Source organism: Paenarthrobacter nitroguajacolicus, from assembly GCF_029952445.1.
In the GTDB taxonomy this organism is placed as follows: domain Bacteria; phylum Actinomycetota; class Actinomycetes; order Actinomycetales; family Micrococcaceae; genus Arthrobacter; species Arthrobacter nitroguajacolicus_B.
Genome location: NZ_JAQPPK010000046.1, coordinates 1 through 21,079, shown reverse-complemented (window position 1 = coordinate 21,079; position 21,079 = coordinate 1). Strand labels below are relative to the sequence as shown.

The following is a 21,079-nucleotide window of genomic DNA, read 5'->3' as shown; positions in this document are numbered from 1 at the left end:
ACCCCTCTCAAAACACGCTACAGCCGACACGCGCTGCACCACAGACAAAGAACTACGCGAACTCAAAAAACTGCTCCCCTCAAATCGGAACTGAAAATCTCAGTCCAACTTCAGGGGAGCAGTTCACTGACGTGGCTTGTTCGCTCTTCACCCGCCGGGTTAGCCCTGCGATATCAGCACAACAACGTTTCTCTCAAGCACCCGCCCCGCGGTGCCTTCTGGCTGGGATCAACCTGAGAGAGCACTAACACCGCTCTTCGTACCTGCAGGCCGTCGCTATCTTGTCAGACATGTTTTAATCATACAACGTTCTTGCGAACCATTGACAGTTGTCCGACAAGACTGTGAGTATGGCTACGTCGATGGGCTCGGCCTTCCCACACTCGGACGGCGTCCTCGGCAAACGCAAGTCCAATAGGCGAAGCCTGACGAAGGATCGACCGAGAGTTCCCTAATGCCGAGGAACCCACAACCCAGGACTGTTGCAGTACATCCTCATTTGAATGGCCTTGAAAGGATCACTGGGTATGAGTCCGTCACCAGCAACAAATGTTAGAGAACCCCGAGCGCGGCGCAGAGTAGTCGGAGCAACGCTTATAGGAAACTTTATGGAATGGTTCGACTTCGCCGTCTACGGGTTCGTGGCAAGCATCATCGGAGCCCAGTTCTTTCCAGCCGGAGATGCATCGAGCCAACTCCTTGCATCGCTGGCCGTATTCGGTGTTGCATTCTTCTTCCGCCCTTTGGGCGGAGCGGTCTTTGGCTACATCGGAGATAAAGTCGGACGCCGAACGTCACTGGCACTTGCCATCATCATCATGAGCGTGTCTACTGCACTCATAGGGTTCCTCCCGGGCTTCGCAAGTATCGGGCTAGGCGCCCCGATCCTGCTGGTTACGATCCGATGCATCCAGGGCCTCTCCGTGGGCGGCGAATGGACCGGAGCCTCCACATTCCTCGTTGAGTACGCTCCAGATCGCAGCCGCGGGCTGTGGGCCAGCCTCATTGCCGCAACCGCAGCATTGGGAATTGTCGCCGGCAGCGCTGTGGTCTTCCTCCTTTCCGCAGCCCTTTCCTCAGAGGATATGGCCTCGTTTGGATGGCGGATCCCCTTTATTCTCGCCCTTCCAATCGGTCTTGTCGGTCTCTTTATGCGGCTGAAACTGGAGGACACTCCCGTCTTTCAGGAGATCAAGAAGAAGGGTGACCGAGTCAACCCTTTACAGCACATCCGAAAAGACGACCTCCGCAACATTTTCATCGCTTTCGCATTTTCCTCCGCGACCGGAACTGGTTTTTACTACTTCGCAACTTACTTCGTGAGTTATCTGAGCGTGACTCTTCAGTTCCCGCGGCCCACTGCCATCCTTCTGAGCATGCTCGGCCTTGCACTGTATGCGGTTATGTGCCCCTTAGCTGGAAGGTTTTCAGATCGCTTCGGTCGGCGGCTCAGCTACATCCTGGGGTGTATTGGTCTTGCAGTTATGGTTGTCCCCGTCTTCCTTCTAATGGCCTCGGGAGAGTTTGTGCTCGCGTTGCTCGGCCTAGGACTCTATGCGATTTTCCAGTCGTCACTAACGGTCATGAGTTCGGTGACCATCGTGGAGTTCTTTCCTCCTAAAATCCGCCTCACCGCCGGCGCCATCGGATACAACCTGGGAGTTGGTCCGGTAGCCGGCATGGGCCCACTGGTAGCCGCTGCTCTGGTCGCAGCCACGGGAAATCCTCTCGCGCCCGCCTACTATCTGGCGGGACTCATGGCTGTTGTTGCGATCATCCTCCTTAAGTTTCTACCTGAGACCTACAAACGATCTCTGTACACCGAACACGACGAGCAGAGTAGACCCACGGACATCAGCGACAGCGAACCGGTTGTAGAAGTCGACCACAAGTAGCGGTCTTGAGGGTCCAATCACTTCGTTCGGGCACACCATTTTCCAAAGGACGCAAATGCCATGCAGTTCATGACTCGCACAATGTTTAAGTCAAAAATTCATCGGGCTACCGTCACGCATGCTGACCTGCACTATGTCGGTTCCGTCACCGTCGATCGGGACCTGCTTGATGCCGCTGACATTCTTCCGGGGGAGCTTGTATCGATCGTAAACGTCACCAACGGCGCACGCTTGGAGACCTATACCATCGCTGGCGAACGCGGCTCGGGAGTAATTGGTATCAACGGTGCCGCGGCACACTTGGTCCATGAGGGCGACCTAGTCATCCTCATTACCTATGCCACGATGACCACGGAGCAGGCCACCGACTTCGACCCCAAAGTGATCCACGTCGACCAGTACAACAGGATGACTCTGCTCGGCAGCGATCCAGCTGAAGCTATTGCCCCTGGCTTGACCCGGCCACCCTTCGCCGTGAACAAAACGAGCTAATGCCGTTCAAAGCCCACCCCCACGACGTCGGGGTGGGCTGTTTCCCGGGCGGATAACACTAGCGTTGCTATTAAACGCGGCCTGGTTCACTTGCGTTGTCTGTTCACATACGAATTAGAACGATAAAGAAAGATTTTATGGAATCCCAGACCATCCTTCGTGCCAACCTGCACCGCAGCGACCACTGGCAGCATCTTCTTGGCGAAATCGTCGAGGTATGGCGCGACGGTAAACTGTATCGTCGGGCCGTGGTCGACGCCATAATGCCCGACGCATCTGGGTTATGGATCTCTTTAGAGGGTGTGTTTGAGCGGAAATATATAGACGCCGCCGCTGGATTTGAGGTCTGGACAACTCTCTATCCATGTTCGGGAGAAGGCGGTGCGAGCACTTGCGCGGAGGCGTAAGCCAACGGCAAAAGTGAGCCTACCCGTAGTGCCTTTCGTTACCACAACCACGGCAGGACACCGCCACTGCGATGATGCGGGGAGCGGAGCACCCAATAGACGATTCAAGCGGCGAATGGCCGGGGCGGATAAGGTGCTCTAAACGGCGACATCTCGTCGCCCGCAAGTCGGCCGACGACGAACAGTCCCGATTGTGGAAGAGGCCCTGTCTATAGTCGCTGACCTAAAGGGACAGATGACCCCGAATGGTCTCCAAGCCAACTGCCGCGCACACTGACGATAGCGAAAATGGCTATCACGGGCTAGAGCAAAACCGGGAACGGAAAGTCCCAGGAGTCAGCTGATGGCCTCAAGAGAGGGGCAAACAAACCGCGCACGACGAGACGGCGCAGGGGCCAGTCACTGCGGACGCACGAGTCATTTACCTGCCCCATTTACCCTCCTTCTGGCGTCAACGCACTCTCAATGCTGCTTAACTCCACCACGCGGCCGCGGTGGGGATTACGCCCGCCGGCAACGCGGGAGCTTCGAAGGGCGGCAAGTTCGTTTCATGACCTAAGCGCTGCCACATGTACCCCCAGCCTGCGAGAAGCCTTGCCCCGCCGGAACACAGAGTAGCTGCCGAGAGCTGACGCAAGGTACAGCAAGTTATCTGGTGCAGTCCCGCCAATAGGCACCTACGAACGGCCATAAAGTCAGTCCCGCCACGTGTTTCGCCAAGTGCCGCCCACACGCCAGTGCTCTGTGCACCTGGCTAGGCATGAGGCGACTTACTTTGCGATTGATTCGCACCAAGATGAGTAGGCCGACGCGTCCTGAACAACGTTGCCGAACTCATGAAGACTGAACCCTAGGCTTAGGACTTATGCGCCTTTCGTCGAAGAACTTACTCGAAGATCCGCCCATGCAGAACTGAACGGCTAACTATTCCAGGTTCGGAAAGCGGTGCTACAGAGTTCGGCCGGGCCCTGCGAGGTGAACCAGTATTCCCGTGAAATAAAGCGGGAACGAGGCCTCGACGGGTTCCTTCGTCAGGCCTCGTTCCGAACCACGTTTGTAGGGTCAATTAGCGGACTTTTTCCGGGCTACTTATTGTTGAATCTACCGCGGGCAAAGATTCTCTTCTGCGCGGCTGGGGTCGTTGGCTACGACGGTCCACCAGGTAGATAGTCAAACCTCCGCATGCAATCAGTGCTCCCACGACTACAAAAGCCATGTTTGTGCTGCCCGTGACGGAAATAATAGATCCTGTGACATAAGGGCCAGCAAAGCCAGAGGCGTTCGCAATCGAGTTAACCAGTGCCAGTGCCGTTGCCACTGCGGCAATGTTGAACAGCTTCGGAATGATGCTCAAGAATACTGCCGGGGCTCCGTAGGCCCCGATTGACACCAGGGAGAGAGCAATGAGGCTCGTTACTGGGTTGTTGGAGAACCCGACGAGAGCAGCTCCGGCAGCGGCGATGAAGCAGACAACGGCGACGTGTAGTCCAAGGCGGCCACGTCGGGACGCTGACCGAGCGACCAGAATAGCTGCGAGGCCCCCGACTACTGATGGCACGGCGACCAAGAGACCGACTTGGACCGGTGAAAGCTCAAGGCTGAACTGCTGCTTGAAGCCCGCGACGACTGTCGGAAGGAAGAACGAAAGAGTATACGTGGAGTAAGGCACCGTGAAGTAGGCGGCTCCGAGGATCCAAACCTTGGGACTGCGCAGACCCGACCACACGCTGTGGGTCGTGTCAGGAACCTGGCTCCGCTCGGCCGCCAGTTCGTCTTCGATCAGGTCCTTTTCCCTTTGAGTCAGCCAGCGAGCATCCTTTGGCCCTTTGGGGAGGTAGAAGAAAGTCCAAACTCCGAAGATGACAGGGAGGATTCCGGTGAGAAGAATCATCAGGCGCCAGCCGGCAAATCCAGTGTTCATTGAATTCCCCCACTCGATTGCGAGCGTTAGAAGGGGCGCCCCGACGATGTTGGAGAGCACCGCCATGACTATGAAGTAACTGAAGGCAATTACCCGGCGTCTGGCCGGAAGCCACAGCGTCAGATAGAACAGGACACCAGGCGCGAATCCTGCCTCAGCAATTCCCAAAAGTACTCGAGCCGCGTACATGACACCTTCGTTGGGGACGAAGGCCGTCAACGCTTGGATAATGCCCCAGGACAAAATGATGCGCCCAAGCCACACTCCGGCACCGAAGCGGCGAAGTGCCAGGTTGCTGGGGACTTCAAAGAGCACGTAGCCGATGAAGAAGACACCCGAGACCAATCCGAAAGTGGCGGCTGTGAGTCCTAGGTCTTGGTTCATCCCGTTGGGACCGGCGTAACTAATGGCAGTGCGGTCCATGTACGCCAAGATATATAAAACACAAACAAAGATAAGGATCCGTCGGAAAACCTTCCCATACACTGCCTTCTGTTCAGCAGTCTCAGTGCTCTTGGCCGTCGTGAATGGCATGCAAACTCCTTTGTTAGCAAAATGCCTCGGTCGCGTACTCGGCTGTGACGAGCCGTGTAGGACAAGACCCCGTGTTCAGAAACGGGTCGTTATTGTCGGACCGTCGCTGTCTTCTTTGAGCAGGATGTGGACGGTCGAATGCAGTCGAAACTACTCAATTGGAGCTTGTAAGTCAATCGCCTGTACGGCAAGGTAATCCTCTTGACTGACAAGCTAAGCTGGAACACAGCCAACCAATGTGTTTGCCGGTCCAACCAGAGGCGCCCTTGGCCGGGTATCGAGCGCCCTGTGGACCACCACACATTGATTGGGACCGTCTCGGTGTGGTGACGAATGGATTGGATGGGTGAATGACCAAGGCTTCATTGAGACACGGCGTCGGGGGCGTGTTTGCTTTGACCAGTTTCGTCGGCAGGCGGCGAGAACTTAACGAAGCCAAGTCGCTCATGACAGAGTCCCGGCTGGTTACGCTCAACGGCCCTGGCGGGGTTGGTAAGAGTCGATTGGCTATCGAGCTGGCCGATCGATCCAGCAAGGCCTTCCACGACGGTGTCTGGCTTGTTGAACTTGCCAGCCTCGAGGAGGGAGCGAGTCTGGCCTCCGCCGTGCTCTCGGCGCTCTCCGTACCGGATCAGTCGGCTCGCCCAGCTGTGGACAAACTCTTGGATTACATCCGTGAACGACAAATCCTGATTGTGCTGGATAACTGTGAACATCTTCTGCAGGCCGCAGCAGCACTTACAGCCGCTATGCTACAACAAGCCCCGGGCCTACGAGTCCTGGCAACGAGCAGAGAACCGTTGGAAATCGCCGGTGAGCGCATTTGCCGCATACCACCACTCACCACGCCGTCGCCTCTGGAATCCCATGCTGCAGCGGGGCTTGACCAATATGAGGCGGTAAGCCTGCTTGTCGATCGAGCTCGGGCCACAATTACTGATTTCTCAGTCACACCTGAAAACTCCGATGCCATCGTACAGCTGTGCAATCGCCTCGACGGGATGCCGTTGGCCATCGAGATGGCAGCTGCCAGGCTGCGATCACTATCTGTCACGCAGATTGTGGAACGGCTTGATCAACGATTCCAACTACTAACCGGTGGCGATCGCGCCGGCCTACCCCGGCAGAAAACACTGCGCGCGCTGATCGATTGGAGTTGTGACCTCTGCACCCCGGCAGAGCAGCTACTATGGGCTCGACTCTCCGTCTTTCCAGGGAGCTTTGACTTGGAGTGCGCCGAGAGCGTTTGTGGTTTCGGCGATCTGGATCCTACTCAGATTCTTGACTTGCTGGACCGACTCGTAGCGAAGTCGATTGTTTCCGCCGAACGCTCCGGAGAGCTGATCCGGTACCGGCAGCTAATGACCGTACGAGAGTATGGTGCCGAGCTCCTCGCCCGAGACACCGATGGATTCCCTAAGTTAAAGCGCCGCCAACGTGATTTTTATCTGAAACGGGCAGCCGACATGGTTGAAAACTGGTGTGGGCCCGGACAAACGCAGGCCCTCTGGGCCATGCGAAACGACCACGCGAATCTGCTGTCGGTTTTGGAGTGGTCCGTAAACACCAAGGGAGAACTCCAATCCGCGGCCGAATTAGCGTCGTTGTTGCGGTACCACTGGATTGCAGGTGGATTCCTCGGCGACGGACGTCGTTGGTTGGACCGAATCCTCGCACAGTCCGATGAGCCCAGCCCCGAGCGTGGCGCAGCCTTTTGGGTCGCGGCCTGGGTTTCCTTAGTTCAGGGCGACCGTAATACTGCCTCACGCTACCTTGAGGAATGCCACGAGACAGCCCGGGTTCTATGCGATCCGCTTCTTGCTGCCCAGGTCTCACACTGGCGTGCTTTCTACCTCTTTTTTACCGGAAACCTCAACGAATCCATCGCCCTTTACAACACCGCCATCACCGCTCACAAGGCAGCGGGAAACACTGCCTCTACGGTCACGGGCCTTTTCCAACTCGCTTTGGCGCAAACCTATAGCGGAGACACAGGCGAAGCAATCAGGAGCTGTGAGGAAGCTCTCGAATTGAGCAGCCGGCACGGTGAACGGTGGGGCCATGCCTATTCGCTATGGGCTTTGGCTCTATGTCGCTGGCATATGGGTGAAAACGCTGAAGCCAGAAAGGCGGCGACGGAAGCTCTCGAAATCCAGGCGGAGTTCAGAGATGCCATGTGCACAGCCCTGGCCATTGATCTCCTGTCATGGATTGCAGCTTCCGAGTCACGTTTCGAGACCGCAGTGGACCTAAGCAACGCTGCTTCTGACCTCTGGACGAACCTGGGAACCAACCCCGAGGCGCTCGGACCGCACCTTCAGGCGGACTCGGCGCTTTCGGCTGACGCTCTTCGGAGCAGCATAGGCTCAACTAGAACCCTTGAGTTGGACAACCCCCGGCCGCGCCTCACTCAGGATGAGGCACTGGCAAGGGCACTCGGCGTAACACCCCCCACGAGCACCTCGGAACCCACCGTGGGGTCCCTGATAACTCCGAGGCAAAGGGAGATAGCCCGGCTCGTCGCGCAAGGACTCAGTAACCGATCGATCGCTGAGACATTGGTGCTCTCACCGCGGACGGTTGAAGGGCACGTAGAAAACATATTGAGCAAACTAGGCTTCACCGCACGCGCCCAAATTGCCGCTTGGGTGGCCCAGCAGCCACCTTCGCCGGGCTCGTGACCCTTCATACAGAGCCAGCCAATGACTGGAACCTCGCGCCTTCCCCAGGAAACCCGCCGACCCGGCCCCGCGGTGGATCTCTCAACTGCGCCGTCGCGGACCAATGCGGAGCAAAGACTGGCTAAGAGCGTTGGACAACTCCGAGATCCTTCCGAAGTGCGCCCCCTGAGTCCGAATACTGCCCTGTCGGTCGGTCAAAGATGATAGGGAGCTGCCGCGAAGCCGGTTTGGCTCTTCCGATGTCTGTAGGCAAAAAATCGAGGAATCATCCTCGACAGACGAGTTCAAGTTGGACCGAGTGACAGCCGAATCGACCCATATTTTTCAGCATCTTGCGTCATGCCCAAATCTGAACAGCATGGCGTCCAGCCCGGGAATTTTCAGACCAGTGCACCCAACCCGACGTAGCTGCCCTTGAAGAACAGCAGCGGCTCTGCTTCGCTACGCGTGCTCATGGCCTTGACTTGTCCCAGAACGATCGTATGGTCGCCACCGTCATACTCTTCGTACAATTCACAATCAATCCATGCCAATGAACTGTCCAGAATCGGACTGCCGAGGTGGGAAGGTGTGTAACGCACCCCTTCGAATTTATTGGTCCCGGATCGAGCAAATTTACCAGCGAGCTCGCGGTGTTCTTCGGGAAGTATATTGATGCAAAACCGTCCAACGGCTCGAATGTTCGGCCAGGTTGACGATGAACGAGCCGGGCTGAAGGAAACAAGCGCGGGCTCCAACGACAACGATGAAAATGACTGGCAGGTGAAGCCCACAGGTCCATCCTCTGTTGAGGCAGTGATAATGGTCAGACCTGTACAGAAATGACCGAGAACCTCTCGCATCCGTTCCGGGCTTACTTCCAAATGAGCCTTCATGGCTGGTCCTTTCGATAGAGAACTGATATCAAGCTGATACGCAGCTCTATGCATTTGGTGGGTTGGGTTAGCGACGCAAATCATGCACAACTGTCAGCAGTCGCTTGAGTGGTTGCAGCGGCACCGCCGATGGTTGGGCTGCATATCGGGCGGAGACTAAGCCGAACTTCACATTCGCCGAAATCTCGAGACCTGTTAGTTGACCTGGAGGCGAGTACCTCGGCTGTGCTGCCGGTAAAAGGCAACCAATGTCATTCGTCCACGCGATACTGCCGTGCAGGAGCCTGATGGGCGGGAAAAACAGGCTACTTGACGTCTCACTTTCATGCTGCCTTTCTTGTCCGCAGATCAGGTTTGGTATTGCGACATAAGTAAGTATTGCGGGCACTCTCCACTACCCGGGCGGGGGAAACTACGCGGCCGGGTACCTGACTTAGGCATGCGGGTACCGTCGGTTCCTTACCTTCCGGCTTGCTTTTACCTTCACGCCGCGCAGCCGACACCGGAGACGCTGCGCGACGACGACAGCTTTGTGGACAGGGTCAGTGCCTCCGGCGCTGGAAAATAGCCGTACCCGGGCGCTGACTGGGTCGCCCGCGGATGCCGGCTCCTTTGCAAATGGCCCCAACTCGGCGTCCCCGGCTGGGGTTCATGCCGTTGGCGGCCCATTTGGCCCGAGCCACCGCCGGGGAATACCCAAGGAAGCACGACTCCGGCAGCGAACCGGTTGCAAGCTACTACTGACTCCACCCCCTGAATCACACCGAAGGGCCGCACACCCCAGACTCCGCGACGCCGCTCTTCAGTACCGGATTTGTCGCGGAGAGCGTCTCCGACAGTTGGACTTGTCCGACACGGGTTGAACCGCCCATACGCGGCTCATTACTCAGTGGTCATACAATAGTGATATATGCCGATTGCGCTTTGCTACAGGAGAACCGATGCCGGATAACCAATCTTCGATGCCTTTCCCTGCGATCCCCGTGCAGCGACCCCGACAGCAGGTAGAAAATCAGATCAAACGCGCTATCGTCGATGGCACACTGAAGGATGGGGAGCGTCTGCCTGCCGAGCAGGCCCTCGCGCAATCGTTCAATGTGAGCCGAACTACGATCCGCGAAGCTCTCCGGTCACTGGTTGAAGGAGGGCTGCTTGAAAAGGGACCTGGGACCACAAGCGGCCTATACGTACAGAGCGTAGATCACAACTCCTTTTCACGGATAGTTTCTGAACGGCTAAGTAGCGTCTTAGACATCGGCTCTGTTTCGCCTGAAGAAGTGGCGGGTTTCCGCGACCTGTTGGAGGTACCCAGTGCTCGACTTGCTGCAGAATTTCGGTCGGACAGCAACCTTGCTAACCTCCACGACATCATCGACAGGGAGCGGTCTGTTACTTACGACGACCCTGCGATCCCGGAACTAAACGCTCAATTTCATTGTGAGATAGCAAATGCTTCTGGCAACCGGGTACTTGCTGCGTTCGTGTCAGCTCTGCATCGCACAGCCCATCCTTTGACGCTCGTGAACATCACTGAAGAACTTGGTCGGGACTCCGTCATTCATCACGTTAACGTTTACCGCGCCATCGAGAAGCGGGACCCCGGTGCGGCAGCGGAAGCGATGCAGGGACATCTCAGCTACTTACGGAACCATTCCGTAACTGACGGCAACCTTGCGTCCATCGGTTGAACCAGTGCCCGACTAGCCTCCGGTGCTGATAGCAGTAAATGTCGAGTCTCAGGCTCACACGGCTGCACACCCCGGTCGCGACCTTCAGGACTGCCTGCTTCCGTTGTCACGATCCTCAACCTTGGCTCGAAGGCTAAACGTCGGCGACACGCATAAGTGATTTTGCTAGGACTAGCCTCGAAGGCATCCCGAGGCGCCGTTCATCTGCGGCTGGCGGTGGTTCTACTTCCTAGCGACGGTATCCTCCGGCGCCAGGTACAGGCCTTCCCAAGGGGACGCGGTCAATCTACCGCTGCTCTCGTCGTACGTCGAATGACTATCAAAAGCTAGATCCAACTCTCGACCTGCAGGCACGGTTCCTGCGCCGTAGTTGAAGAAGGCGAAAATGGGGAGCTGGGCGAAGGACAAGTCAGCTTCCTCTCATAGCAATTAGACGGACTAGTGGGATTCACAGCAGGTAGTTTAGATTTCTTTTTGAAATGAATGAGCCACGGATTAGATCAGGAGTTGGTAGTCCCGATACGGCCTTCTGCACTGCTGTCGGCATACCTATTCCCACAATTTGCGGGCAATAGAAGAACGGTACCTGAAGCTACTTGCGACCCCCGATGACCCAAACTATCCATCCTCGCGAATCCATGTGTCCTGATTTCCAAGATGACAATGTTGTGCTGATCCCCGATGGAGGCTGCCTGGTAATTTGAGGTTGTCTCCCCAAGATACCGCGAAGGGCCACTGGACCAGCAGGGGGAAACTACGGGTGTAGGTACCTGAGATCGAAACCCAGCATGCCTCTTGAGAGTCCCCGCCGTTTGGCAAAAACGGCCTGCTATTGCACAGTGTGGGAGCGCGGTTTCCATGGCTCGCACCGATTGCAGTCCGACTGTTGACGGAATCCAGGGAAACATCCGGCCAGTCGAACGCGTGTTCTGCAAGATCGCTCTGGCTCAAAGGTTCCAAAGCTCAAGACCGAACACGACAGTTGTCGACCATGGGCCGATCCGCGATGTCGACCACGGGACAGCCGACTCGACGAGCCGCTATCCGCATTTCCTCCATGTATCCTATGCGTGGTAGCCATGATCGCAGCGCCGTATGGGCAAGCTACCAGTGCCTCCGACACCCAACCCTTCGCCATAAGGCCGAGGTAATCCAGTCTCAGATCGCCAGCCAACAACCAAGCAACGCTGGCGATACTGCATGAGCGCCCCCGCAATACCGCATCCACCGCTTCCTCGACCTTTCGTCCCAGGAGCGAGGAATATTTTCGGGAGGTCGGTGCCGCTTCGGCATGGCATGGATGGAGTCGGGCTTAGCCTCAACTTTTGGTGCTAGGCGATATGACTGACTAGCGTGGTAGGCCGACTCGGCCATGGACTAGTCAGCGCGACGCAAACAACCCTGGAGGCCGTCAGCGCAAGGTGATTCTGATGGCTGGTCTCGACATGACATCCCGGAGACATTGATCCACATACTTACCTGGGCAACCCGTACATCGAGATGGGGAATCAGGCACGGTACCGGCCCTCAGGGCGCATTTCCTCGTATAACAACTGACCTAGATTGTCGCCGGCAGCGGAGATCCGATCCTTTGACTTGCCCAGCAAACGCGCAAGACCATGGGCGTGCAGTAGCCGTCCTGTAGAACGGACAATCCCACGGCCCCGCCGACCGCTCGGAGCTTCAAAGGGTCCGCAGCCACCTCCCAGCCCCATTTGGCGATCTGGAACTGGGAAGGCGACGACGGTCGGACGGGAGGACTACCTCCGACATGACATTGAACGATGGGTCCCAATGATCCTTACGGTTATGGGTTGATCCAGGATTATGACTAGAGGGCCATTGTCGGCTGCTCTAGGCGAACTCCCATGTCCTTCAGAAGAGGAAGTACCTCGGCGGTGAAGTAGGGAATCTCCTCCGCAAAATCCTGGAAGATTATGGCAAATCCGCCGATGCCGATGTCGTGGAATGCCTTAAGTTGCTCAGCTACCTGCTCAGGTGTGCCGACAATCTCGCTGCCCCCACTGCTCGTGATGAAACGCGTCTGATTCGCGTTGATCAGCTCTCGGAATGATTCACTTTCAGCACCATTAGAGCGCATAAGGTCACCGCCGGCCTGATAATCAGCGTGCTCAATGACGTTCCGGAAGGCATCCTTGGCCTCCTTTTCCGTTGGACGGCAAACAATCGAACCATAGGTCATGACGCCAAGCTGGCGATTGTAATCATTCTCCGCCAGAGACTTCACGCGCTGCACCAGCTCAGCACCGGATTCCAGGTCATTGATTGTCGCAAAATTATAATCACAGTATCGTGCCGAAAAGTCTATGCCAGCAGTTGAATTGCCTGCATTCACTAGAACGGGACGTGGCTTGGAAATTGGCTTTGGCTTGCTTTGAGCTTGCTTGAGAGTGATAAATTCACCGTTGAAGTCGAATGGTTCATCTTCCGTCCACAACCGTTCAAGAGCAGTGACCCACTCGGCCCCAAACCGATAGCGTTCATCGTGCTCGCGAAGTTGGATACCGAACATCTCAATCTCGTGGCGTACCCATCCCATCGTGAGATTGATGCCTAGTCGACCTCCAGCAATGTGGTCGAGCGTAGCGGATTGCTTCGCAATTGTGATCGGTGAGTGTACAGACGTGTGCGTCGTGGCAAGGAAAGCGATGCGCTCAGTGACTGCCGCTGCTGCCGCGACCCAGTTAAAGGAGTCGAATGACTTGTCCATGAACTCCGAAGGACCTCCGAACCCGGCCCAGCGAGCCGGCGGAAGGATGAAGTCGAGCCCACCCCGATCCGCGAGCTGCGCGATTTTCTTCGTGTGCTCCCAGGTCAGTTCAAAGCTTGTCGGACGTGTACTGATTTGAGTGGTGTTGAAGACAGGACCGAACAGTCCGAGCTTAAACGGGTTACCGTCATGCATCGGGCCTGAGGACAGTGAAAACTTTGAGTGCTCGCTTGCAGCTGATGACATCTGTGTCTCCTTAGAAGTGCACAACCGCCGCGTAGAACACGCATGCGGTTGTGAGCGTTGAGGTTGGGAACGGTCCGTTCCGGTGATTGCCCTAGCAACCGGGGCCGCAAGGACCACGACATTTGCCTGCAGGTCATCTTGTCAGACTAGCTACCTGTGGTCAATGGACGGACAAAGAAGGCATTCGTCTGATTTGCGGCTTCATATGTGTCCACGGAGGAACATCGTCTGGCACGATATAGCCCCAGAGGAAGAACATGCTGGCTTGGAGTTGCGGGATGGGCGGACTGGCGTAGTCACGCATCATCCGCGCCAGAGCCGTAACCCTAGTTTTTTTTAGTAAGACCTTGTTGAAACAGACAAAATAGCTATACTCAGACAAAGGGCTGCAGTGACCGTGATGGCCCGCTCAAGAACAACTTGTGGCGGTACCTGAGAGCGGTAGGCGGCCGGGAGGAAAGATCATGTCCAATTCACTGCCTGTGACGGTGAACGCCAGGTTCCGCGTCAGGGAAGACGACCTTGCTCTGGCGCTGCGGCTGTTTGCCCAGATGGCAGAGAAGACCCGGAGCGAACCGGGCACCCTTGATTATCAGTTCTTCCAGAACCCCCAAGACCCGGGAGATCTTTTCGTATACGAAAGGTATGCCAGCGAAGCGGACCGGGTCCGGAGGCGTTCCCAGCCTTACTTCCGAAATCTGGGGCTACAGCAGTTAGTGCCGCTCTTCGAATCTCACTGGAGTGAGGTTCTTTCAGTCCAGCAAATATCACTGTGAAGTCGCAGAGTCATTTCAATCATGTAATCAAAGGAGATACCCATGGCAGAGTTTGGTCTTGAAGGACGAGTTGTTGTCATCAGCGGAGGTGCGGGGGGCATCGGCTCGGCTACAGCCATCGAGCTTGCCCAACACGGCGCGAAGATTGCACTCCTGGATCTTCGTGCCGAGGAATCCAAACACACCGTAGAAGAGGTCGAGGCCGCCGGCGGGGTTGCCAAAGCCTTCGCGGCAGACGTCACAAATGAAGAGTCAGTTCAAAATGCCTTGAACGCGGTCGAGACGGAACTTGGTCCCATTTACGGTGTCGTCCCTGCGGCGGGTATCACTCGTCCTGCACGCGCCGACCAAATGCCCTTCGAGGACTTCAAGGCGATCATCGATGTCAACCTGACTGGAACTTGGCTTGTGGCGCGAGCTGCCGCTCAGCGCATCATTGCGCGAGGCGATTCGGGATCCATGGTGCTCATCGGGTCAATCGACTCGCTTGGGGGTCACGAAGGTCGTTCCAACTACGCTGCGACCAAACACGGCGTAGTCGGAATGGCAAAGTCGCTAGCCCTCGACTGGGGACGCCTTGGTATTCGCGTCAATGTCGTGTGCCCGGGCCCCGTTGAGACTCCCATGCTGCTGAACGTGTTCAGCCAAAGCGGGATCCTGGATAAGTTGTTCTACCCGCGTATGCCCATCGGTCGCCTGGCGAAACCAGCCGATGAGGCGCGCGCGATCACATACTTCCTCTCCGACTACTCCGACTACATCACTGGCGCTGTAATGCCTGTTGATGGAGGTCTGGCTACAGGTTTCCTCTCACAAATCGAGGACTAGCCCGGTCAAGCGGCATTCCCGTTTGCACGGCTCCAGCTTTCACCGAGCTACTGGTTTGCTTCCGGGAGAACGAAATATCTCTTCCCACTGTTAACATCACTACTCCGAGAATGTAGGAAACTGATATGAGCATTTTTGATGATTGCCGTTTGTTCGTTGCTCGAGATCTCGAAGACGGCAAAGTTGAGGTTTTTAAACCTGACCAACCTGAAGGCATCAACATAGATGGTGTCGTACACGGCGCTATGTTCTGGGGAAGTCAACAGGCATTTGATCTCCCTGACTACGTCGGTGAGGTACCTGAGAACATGACATTCCCGCCGGTTACCGGCGGCACTCGCTTTGCGATCTTTGAATGGGCTGCAAACTCTGCCGGTAAATTCGATGCCAGTGAGGACATGGAAGGCGACCACGGAACCGAGGAGGGGGCGGCAGACATGCATGCTACTGATTCGGTTGATTTTGAGTACATCATCTCTGGGAAAGTCGATCTCGAGTTCCCTGGAGGGCAGACAGTCACCCTCAGAGCTGGAGACATGCTGGTGATGGGAGGAGCCGCCCATGCTTGGAAGAACCACTACGACGAGCCTTGTCGCTATCTCGCTGTGTTGAATGGCGCCCCCCCGGCGGAAGTAGCCCACCTCCGCCGCAACGCTCCTCACCTCGTCGTGAGCCCTCCAACTGGGACTTACGTGCACTTCGGGTCTACCCGGCAGTGACAGAGATCGCTACTGCTGCCACTAGTCCCTAGCGGTTAACGAAAGTTGCGGAGGCCTCGGCACAGGCATCTCGCTATGCCCGAAATGGTTGGTGCAGGGGCTTCGCGGCCCACGGGAGCGAGGCGTGGACACGGGTCCCGCCGCCGTTTTTGGGTTCCGAAGCCCAAGCCGTAGGCTGCTGGGCGAGGGCCGGGGTCCATGCTGACGATATGACGCGCGACCAGGTGACCTTGGCTCACGGAGCATGGATGCGAGGAAAGCTCACCGCAGATCCTGACTTCGTGATCGTGCCCCCCACAGACGGCCAGGAAATGACTGGGCAACCAGGCTAGGGCAGCCGCCACTTGGGAGCTGGCTGCCCTAGCCTGACTTACGACATAGTGTGGTGGAAGCGCTGGGGCGGACGTCCCAGGAGCAATTGATGCCTACGCCAGAAACCATCCCTCGGTTGAACTTTAACGTAAATTCTTCAATAACCAATTACTGCGCTGCAGACGATAGTAATTGACCCGTCTTTCAAGGGATGTGAGAAAAATAATCACGGGAACGAACCCTCCCAACTCCGGGTTAGCCTTGGATGAGGCGGTTGACATTCCCCCCGAGCACACCGTTATCGCTGTCATCGTTCAATGGCGCGGCAGAATCGCCCTGTTCCGAAGGAGCCGCAGAACTGGCCACGATCGAGGCCTTTGGCACTGCATCACTGGGTTTCTGGAAGCGGGCGCAACACCAGAACAGCAGGCACTTGAAGAGCTACGGGAAGAAACAGGGCTGCTCGAGCGAGACCTCCTAGACTTCCGGCAAGGCCCGGATCTGGTGGTTCCCGACGGGTCTGGAAATCCATGGCTTGTGCATACTTTCACTGCTCTTACTGCCAAGCGGAGGCTGAGAGTGAACTGGGAACACGACTCTTATCGGTGGACCACGCCATCCAAGGCGAGAAGATTCTCCAATCGGGTCCCTTGGTTGGACAACGTTCTCGATGCAACCTCGACCCTCCAGCACACCGGCCTGGGCCGGCAACGTCATCGGAAGCAACGGGATTAGCGACGAGTTTAAATCTGTTCGTAAACGGGCCGACCTCTCATACCGCATCGGGGCCGACTAGCTGCACTGCGAAGAGTGGTTTGGTTGATGCCACGAGCCTCCGGCAGGACAAGGAATGGCGGCGCGGTGGGAGCCGTTTAGGAAATTAATGCATAACCAGAGGCGACATGTCCGACTCCACCGAAGTGTTTGCTACAAGGGCATTTGAATGGCTCACCGCTAAGAACGAGACGTTTCTTCCCTGCAACCCTTACCGACACTTCGCTGAAATTGTTCAAGCGCTTGGTTGCCTGCGGTGGCGGAAGTGACTGCCCTATGTGGTGAAGTTGACACCCTCCGCGGCGGGCAGTCCTGATCTGCTGCCGAATCGACCTGGTGCGTGGCTGCAAGGACCATGTTTAGAAGTCGACCGCCGCGACACACCGCCCTCCTACCGTTTGGCAGCGTCGCATGCTGATGGAGATGGTGGCAATACGCCCTCTCCTGTACGGCCAGTTTGACCCAAAGATCGAAGAGTTTCACGGAACGCTTTTTCGCATACGCCAAAGCTGAAGGGTACAGAGGCGTGCCGTCCCGAGGGTCGTCAAACGCCTCTCCGAGTACCGCGCTAAGAATTCCTGACATCATGCTTGGAAAGGCAAAGAGGGGCCTGAGCCGTGCAACCGTGACCTCTAAAGGTTATCTACACCTGCCCGTTCCTACGTGGCTACTGACCACTAGGAAGGCAAACGAAGAATCGCGGCTGTTGAACCGGCTCGTAAGGAACGATCAGCCATTCGCCACCGTAGAACTCCACATATGAATCAACAGGGCACCGAACAAAAGCTTCTTCTCGCGTCACCGTCGACACTCCCTTTCCTGCGCGATAGTGGTCCGTACCGTCCGACCACTTCAGGATGACGCTTACTGGCGGCTCTGAAACGGGGGAAACCACGCGATTAGCTACGTGTTGGACCGTTCACGAGGAAGCCCGTTCGCCTAGTCCATTGGACGACACTTGGAGGTTGGTCCACCAAAAGCGCGCCCACGAGGATTCCCGTATGCCAGTAGTCGAGTGCATTGTGCTTTAGTTGACCTATGGCGGAGCCAATTGAGGATTACGCGCTGTTATCCGACCTTGCGACGGCGGCGCTGATTTCGAAACGCGGAAGCATCGATTGGCTCTGTTTCCCGAGGTTCGACTCTCCTTCAACGTTCGGGGCATTGTTGGGAACCCGCGACCACGGGCGATGGCTCATCGCGCCCCAGCACGACTCAGCGAGAGTAATATCCCGACGCTATGTGGGGTCAACTTTCGTTTTAGAGACAACCTGGCAGACTCTGCAAGGTCGGGTGCAAGTGGTCGATTTCATGCCGGTAGGCCGGCAGGGCTCATCGCTGTTGCGACGCGTCATCGGTTTGGAGGGAACCGTTCGGCTAAGCCAAGATCTGTCGATCAGACCGCAGTACGGTGCTATCAAACCTTGGATGAGCCGCGTCCGTTCGAACTCTAATGAGAGCTTGCTGGCCATGGCCGGTCCAGATGCGTGGGTGCTCCACTGCCAACCGTTACCCGAACCGCAACCTCACGGACACAGCAACTCGTTCTCCGTCTCGGACGGCGAGCACATGGACTTCGAGCTGGCTTGGTTCCCTTCATACCGGACGCCGCCACTGCGAGTTGACTTTGACCTGGCGCTCAGCGAAGCAATGAATTTCTGGACAACATGGGCTGGTAACTGCCGTGACGATGGTCCGTACAGCCCGATGGTCAAGCGCTCTCTTCTTGTCTTACGGGCTCTGTCCCATTTCGAAACAGGTGGGATCGTGGCAGCTCCTACCACGTCATTACCCGAGGAATTTAGAGGTTCACGGAACTGGGACTATCGGTTCTGCTGGCTTCGGGATGCTGCTCTCACCCTCGAGTCCATGCTTACTCATGGATACGAGACAGAGGCACTCAAGTGGCGAGATTGGTTGTTGCGCGCCCTTGCCGGAGATCCAGAAGATATGCAGATCATGTATGGCTTAGCTGGCGAGCGTGACCTGCCCGAAAGGACATTGGAACATTTACCGGGTTACCAAGGCTCTCCACCGGTCCGAATCGGTAATGCCGCGTCATCGCAATATCAAGCGGACGTCGTCGGTGAAGTGTTGGTGGCGTTGGAAAGGCTACGGCTAGCAGGAGGAAAAGAGGACTCATTTTCCTGGGCCCTTCAGCGTGCACTCCTGTCATTCGTCGAGAAACACTTCGAGGATGAGGACCATGGATTATGGGAGATGCGCGGTGACACCAGATACTTCACCCATTCACGCGTCATGATGTGGGCGGCTTTTGACTGTGGCATACGCGCGGTACGGGACCACGGACTTCCGGGCCCGGCCGAACGCTGGGAAGGCCTTCGGAAACGACTGCGCGCAGAAATAATGGAACGAGGCTTCAACCACGACCTTTACTCGTTCACGCAAAGCTACGGAAGCGTCCAAAGCGATGCATCACTTCTGGTACTTCCACAGGTCGGCTTTTTGGCATACGACGATGAACACATGCTAGGAACGGTCAAGCAGATGGAAAGTGAGTTGCTGACCGGGGGAGGGCTCTTGCTGCGATATCGAACCGATACGGGCGTAGACGGACTCGAGCCTGGCGAGCACGCCTTCGTGGCCTGTTCATTTTGGCTCGTGGAACAGTATGCTCGTACAGGCCGCCGGAACGAAGCTCAACGGCTCATGAACCAGCTCGTTGGAATGACCAACGAGCTGGGGCTACTCAGCGAGGAATTCGATACGGACCAAGACCGTATGGCAGGCAACTTCCCACAGGCGTTTTCGCACCTCGCACTAGTGAGGGCTGCAGACGCGATACACGGGGTAGATCGGCTCAGCCTTGCAATGCCAAGGACGACGAGGACCCCGCCAAGGAAAGTTGCGGCGGACGAGAACGGTTATCAAGAGTGATTAAGTGCCTATATTCGACGCATGGTCGTTGTCGACTTTACGGACGGCGTTGACTTTGACAACGCCCTCGATGCCGGAGTCAATGCGCCAATCAATAACGCCCTGAACAAACCCAGGCACGGAATCCTCGTCACACGGCTGGAGCGGTCCAAGCTGCGAAGAACTGAAGCCGTTCGGGGGTAGGGGAGCCGGGCTCTGCGATGTAAGTGGACAAGGTAAGACTCGAGGCGGAGTCGAGAGTGAGCTGTTCGAATCCAAGGAGGAGTAAGCCTACTTCGGGATGGTGGAGCGTTTTGGCGCCTGCTCTGTGAACGCTGACGTCGTGAGCGGCCGAGCGGATGCGGAAGTCCTCGTTCCTGGTGGAGAGCTCACCGATCAAGCCGATGAGACGTTTATCGTGAGGTGTCGCACCTGCCTGTGCCCGGAGGAATCGCATGCACATCGAAGCCGCATCATCCTAGTCGCGGTAGAACTCCATAGCCGCCGGGTCGAGGGAGACGAAGGAAGCGAGATTTGCCGGGACAGCCTCAGACTTTCGGGTCGGGCTACGGAACACGACATCGAACAATGCCTTGTCTAGGGCATTCGCGGCAAGGACGTCCAGGCTATTGCTGTGGACGATCACCGAGGTGGATGTCATCGAGTCGATGAGCATCTGGACCTGCCGCAGCACAGCCGGGATGCTTCTCCGCTGACGCGGAGCTCGAGCTGGTCGTCAGGCGGCCCTGGCCAGGTCATACGAGTAGGCGGATTCGTCTTCGCTCATCTGCAGGGTCCGTGCGCTGGCGATCAGATCGCACGCGGACCGCGTGGTGAACACGGTTCTTCCGCTGGTCCTCATCGATCCCCTAATCCCGGTGCCGTTCGCGCTCACCGCGCCCATCCTGGCCGCACTGGTCGCCTTACTCATCTGGAGACGTCCCATCGGCCATGTGGGGAACGATTCTGTGGCCTGAGCATCCTCCAAATATTCACTCGGCTTCCGCACAAGAAGGTCTTTACATCTTCAGCCACATAGAGACGTCGCTTACTGCGACGATCCTTCGCCCGTTAATCCACGCCATCGGTTCAGGGGCTGCACTGGCCCCGGGAGACACCCATACAGTCAGAAACTCGACTAATCAGGAGTTCTCGCAGCTTCTTCTCCTCCCATGGTTTTAACGCCGATAACGAAGATTATGTAAAGTAGTAGTCTGCGTATCTCATCAGATGAATCAATTCGCCGGTCCCCTGATCTTGCCGGGATCTACACCCAATCACCCCGGAGTTCCGGGGAATTTGGCTGGCTGGCTGGCCTGGAAA

15 protein-coding genes and 2 pseudogenes are annotated in these 21,079 nt (G+C 56.7%); 12 read left to right on the top strand and 5 right to left on the bottom strand.

Going from position 1 to position 21,079, the window contains the following annotated elements; all coding sequences use genetic code 11:
- Nucleotides 1–503 precede the first annotated feature (503 nt).
- The 3 genes from PJL15_RS21740 (at nucleotide 504) to PJL15_RS21730 (ending at nucleotide 2,794) form a co-directional block, all read left to right on the top strand.
- Complete coding sequence (locus PJL15_RS21740) at nucleotides 504–1,895, top strand: MFS transporter (protein ID WP_348651503.1); 1,392 nt, start codon at nucleotides 504–506, stop codon at nucleotides 1,893–1,895.
- A gap of 69 nt (nucleotides 1,896–1,964) precedes the next feature.
- Nucleotides 1,965–2,387, top strand: a complete 423-nt coding sequence (gene panD, locus PJL15_RS21735) for an aspartate 1-decarboxylase (RefSeq protein ID WP_281453206.1) — start codon at nucleotides 1,965–1,967, stop codon at nucleotides 2,385–2,387.
- A gap of 137 nt (nucleotides 2,388–2,524) precedes the next feature.
- Entirely contained in the window at nucleotides 2,525–2,794 is a 270-nt protein-coding gene (locus PJL15_RS21730; RefSeq protein ID WP_281453205.1) for a hypothetical protein, read from the top strand.
- A gap of 1,066 nt (nucleotides 2,795–3,860) precedes the next feature.
- Here PJL15_RS21730 and PJL15_RS21725 read toward each other — a convergent pair.
- Entirely contained in the window at nucleotides 3,861–5,249 is a 1,389-nt protein-coding gene (locus tag PJL15_RS21725; RefSeq protein ID WP_281453204.1) for an MFS transporter, read from the bottom strand.
- Between the two features lie 350 nt (nucleotides 5,250–5,599).
- Here PJL15_RS21725 and PJL15_RS21720 point away from each other — a divergent pair, with 350 nt between their 5' ends.
- A complete protein-coding gene (locus PJL15_RS21720) occupies nucleotides 5,600–7,930 on the top strand; it encodes an ATP-binding protein (protein ID WP_281453203.1) in 2,331 nt (776 codons plus the stop codon).
- A gap of 380 nt (nucleotides 7,931–8,310) precedes the next feature.
- Here the strand turns inward: PJL15_RS21720 and PJL15_RS21715 are convergent, their stop codons facing one another.
- On the bottom strand, nucleotides 8,311–8,805 hold the full coding sequence (locus PJL15_RS21715) for a flavin reductase family protein (RefSeq protein WP_281453202.1): 495 nt from the start codon (nucleotides 8,803–8,805) through the stop codon (nucleotides 8,311–8,313).
- Nucleotides 8,806–9,746: 941 nt separating this feature from the next.
- Between PJL15_RS21715 and PJL15_RS21710 the strand changes: the two genes are divergently transcribed.
- The gene (locus PJL15_RS21710; RefSeq protein WP_281453201.1) at nucleotides 9,747–10,493 is read left to right on the top strand and encodes a FadR/GntR family transcriptional regulator; all 747 of its coding nucleotides are present in this window, start codon (nucleotides 9,747–9,749) and stop codon (nucleotides 10,491–10,493) included.
- A 1,831-nt stretch (nucleotides 10,494–12,324) separates the two neighbouring features.
- Here the strand turns inward: PJL15_RS21710 and PJL15_RS21705 are convergent.
- A complete protein-coding gene (locus PJL15_RS21705; RefSeq protein ID WP_281453200.1) occupies nucleotides 12,325–13,470 on the bottom strand; it encodes an LLM class flavin-dependent oxidoreductase in 1,146 nt (381 codons plus the stop codon).
- 464 nt (nucleotides 13,471–13,934) lie between these two features.
- Between PJL15_RS21705 and PJL15_RS21700 the strand changes: the two genes are divergently transcribed.
- From PJL15_RS21700 to PJL15_RS21680, 7 genes and pseudogenes are all read left to right on the top strand, one after another.
- On the top strand, nucleotides 13,935–14,246 hold the full coding sequence (locus PJL15_RS21700) for a putative quinol monooxygenase (RefSeq protein ID WP_281453199.1): 312 nt from the start codon (nucleotides 13,935–13,937) through the stop codon (nucleotides 14,244–14,246).
- 42 nt (nucleotides 14,247–14,288) lie between these two features.
- On the top strand, nucleotides 14,289–15,074 hold the full coding sequence (locus PJL15_RS21695; protein ID WP_281453198.1) for an SDR family NAD(P)-dependent oxidoreductase: 786 nt from the start codon (nucleotides 14,289–14,291) through the stop codon (nucleotides 15,072–15,074).
- Nucleotides 15,075–15,199: 125 nt separating this feature from the next.
- On the top strand, nucleotides 15,200–15,793 hold the full coding sequence (locus tag PJL15_RS21690) for a cupin domain-containing protein (protein ID WP_281453197.1): 594 nt from the start codon (nucleotides 15,200–15,202) through the stop codon (nucleotides 15,791–15,793).
- Nucleotides 15,794–16,318: 525 nt separating this feature from the next.
- Nucleotides 16,319–16,840 carry an NUDIX domain-containing protein gene (locus tag PJL15_RS22765; protein ID WP_432443850.1) on the top strand — a complete coding sequence of 174 codons (522 nt, stop codon included), beginning with the start codon at nucleotides 16,319–16,321 and terminating at the stop codon, nucleotides 16,838–16,840.
- A 1,077-nt stretch (nucleotides 16,841–17,917) separates the two neighbouring features.
- A pseudogene (locus PJL15_RS22660) lies at nucleotides 17,918–18,301 on the top strand (trehalase-like domain-containing protein); the annotation flags it as partial.
- A 147-nt stretch (nucleotides 18,302–18,448) separates the two neighbouring features.
- The gene (locus PJL15_RS21685; protein ID WP_348651504.1) at nucleotides 18,449–19,777 is read left to right on the top strand and encodes a glycoside hydrolase family 15 protein; all 1,329 of its coding nucleotides are present in this window, start codon (nucleotides 18,449–18,451) and stop codon (nucleotides 19,775–19,777) included.
- 21 nt (nucleotides 19,778–19,798) lie between these two features.
- Entirely contained in the window at nucleotides 19,799–19,960 is a 162-nt protein-coding gene (locus tag PJL15_RS21680) for a hypothetical protein (RefSeq protein ID WP_281453208.1), read from the top strand.
- Here the strand turns inward: PJL15_RS21680 and PJL15_RS21675 are convergent.
- A pseudogene (locus PJL15_RS21675) lies at nucleotides 19,908–20,417 on the bottom strand (hypothetical protein). The gene PJL15_RS21680 and the pseudogene PJL15_RS21675 overlap by 53 nt on opposite strands.
- A 75-nt stretch (nucleotides 20,418–20,492) precedes the next feature.
- Entirely contained in the window at nucleotides 20,493–20,618 is a 126-nt protein-coding gene (locus PJL15_RS21670; RefSeq protein WP_281453195.1) for a hypothetical protein, read from the bottom strand.
- Between the last annotated feature and the right edge of the window lie 461 nt (nucleotides 20,619–21,079).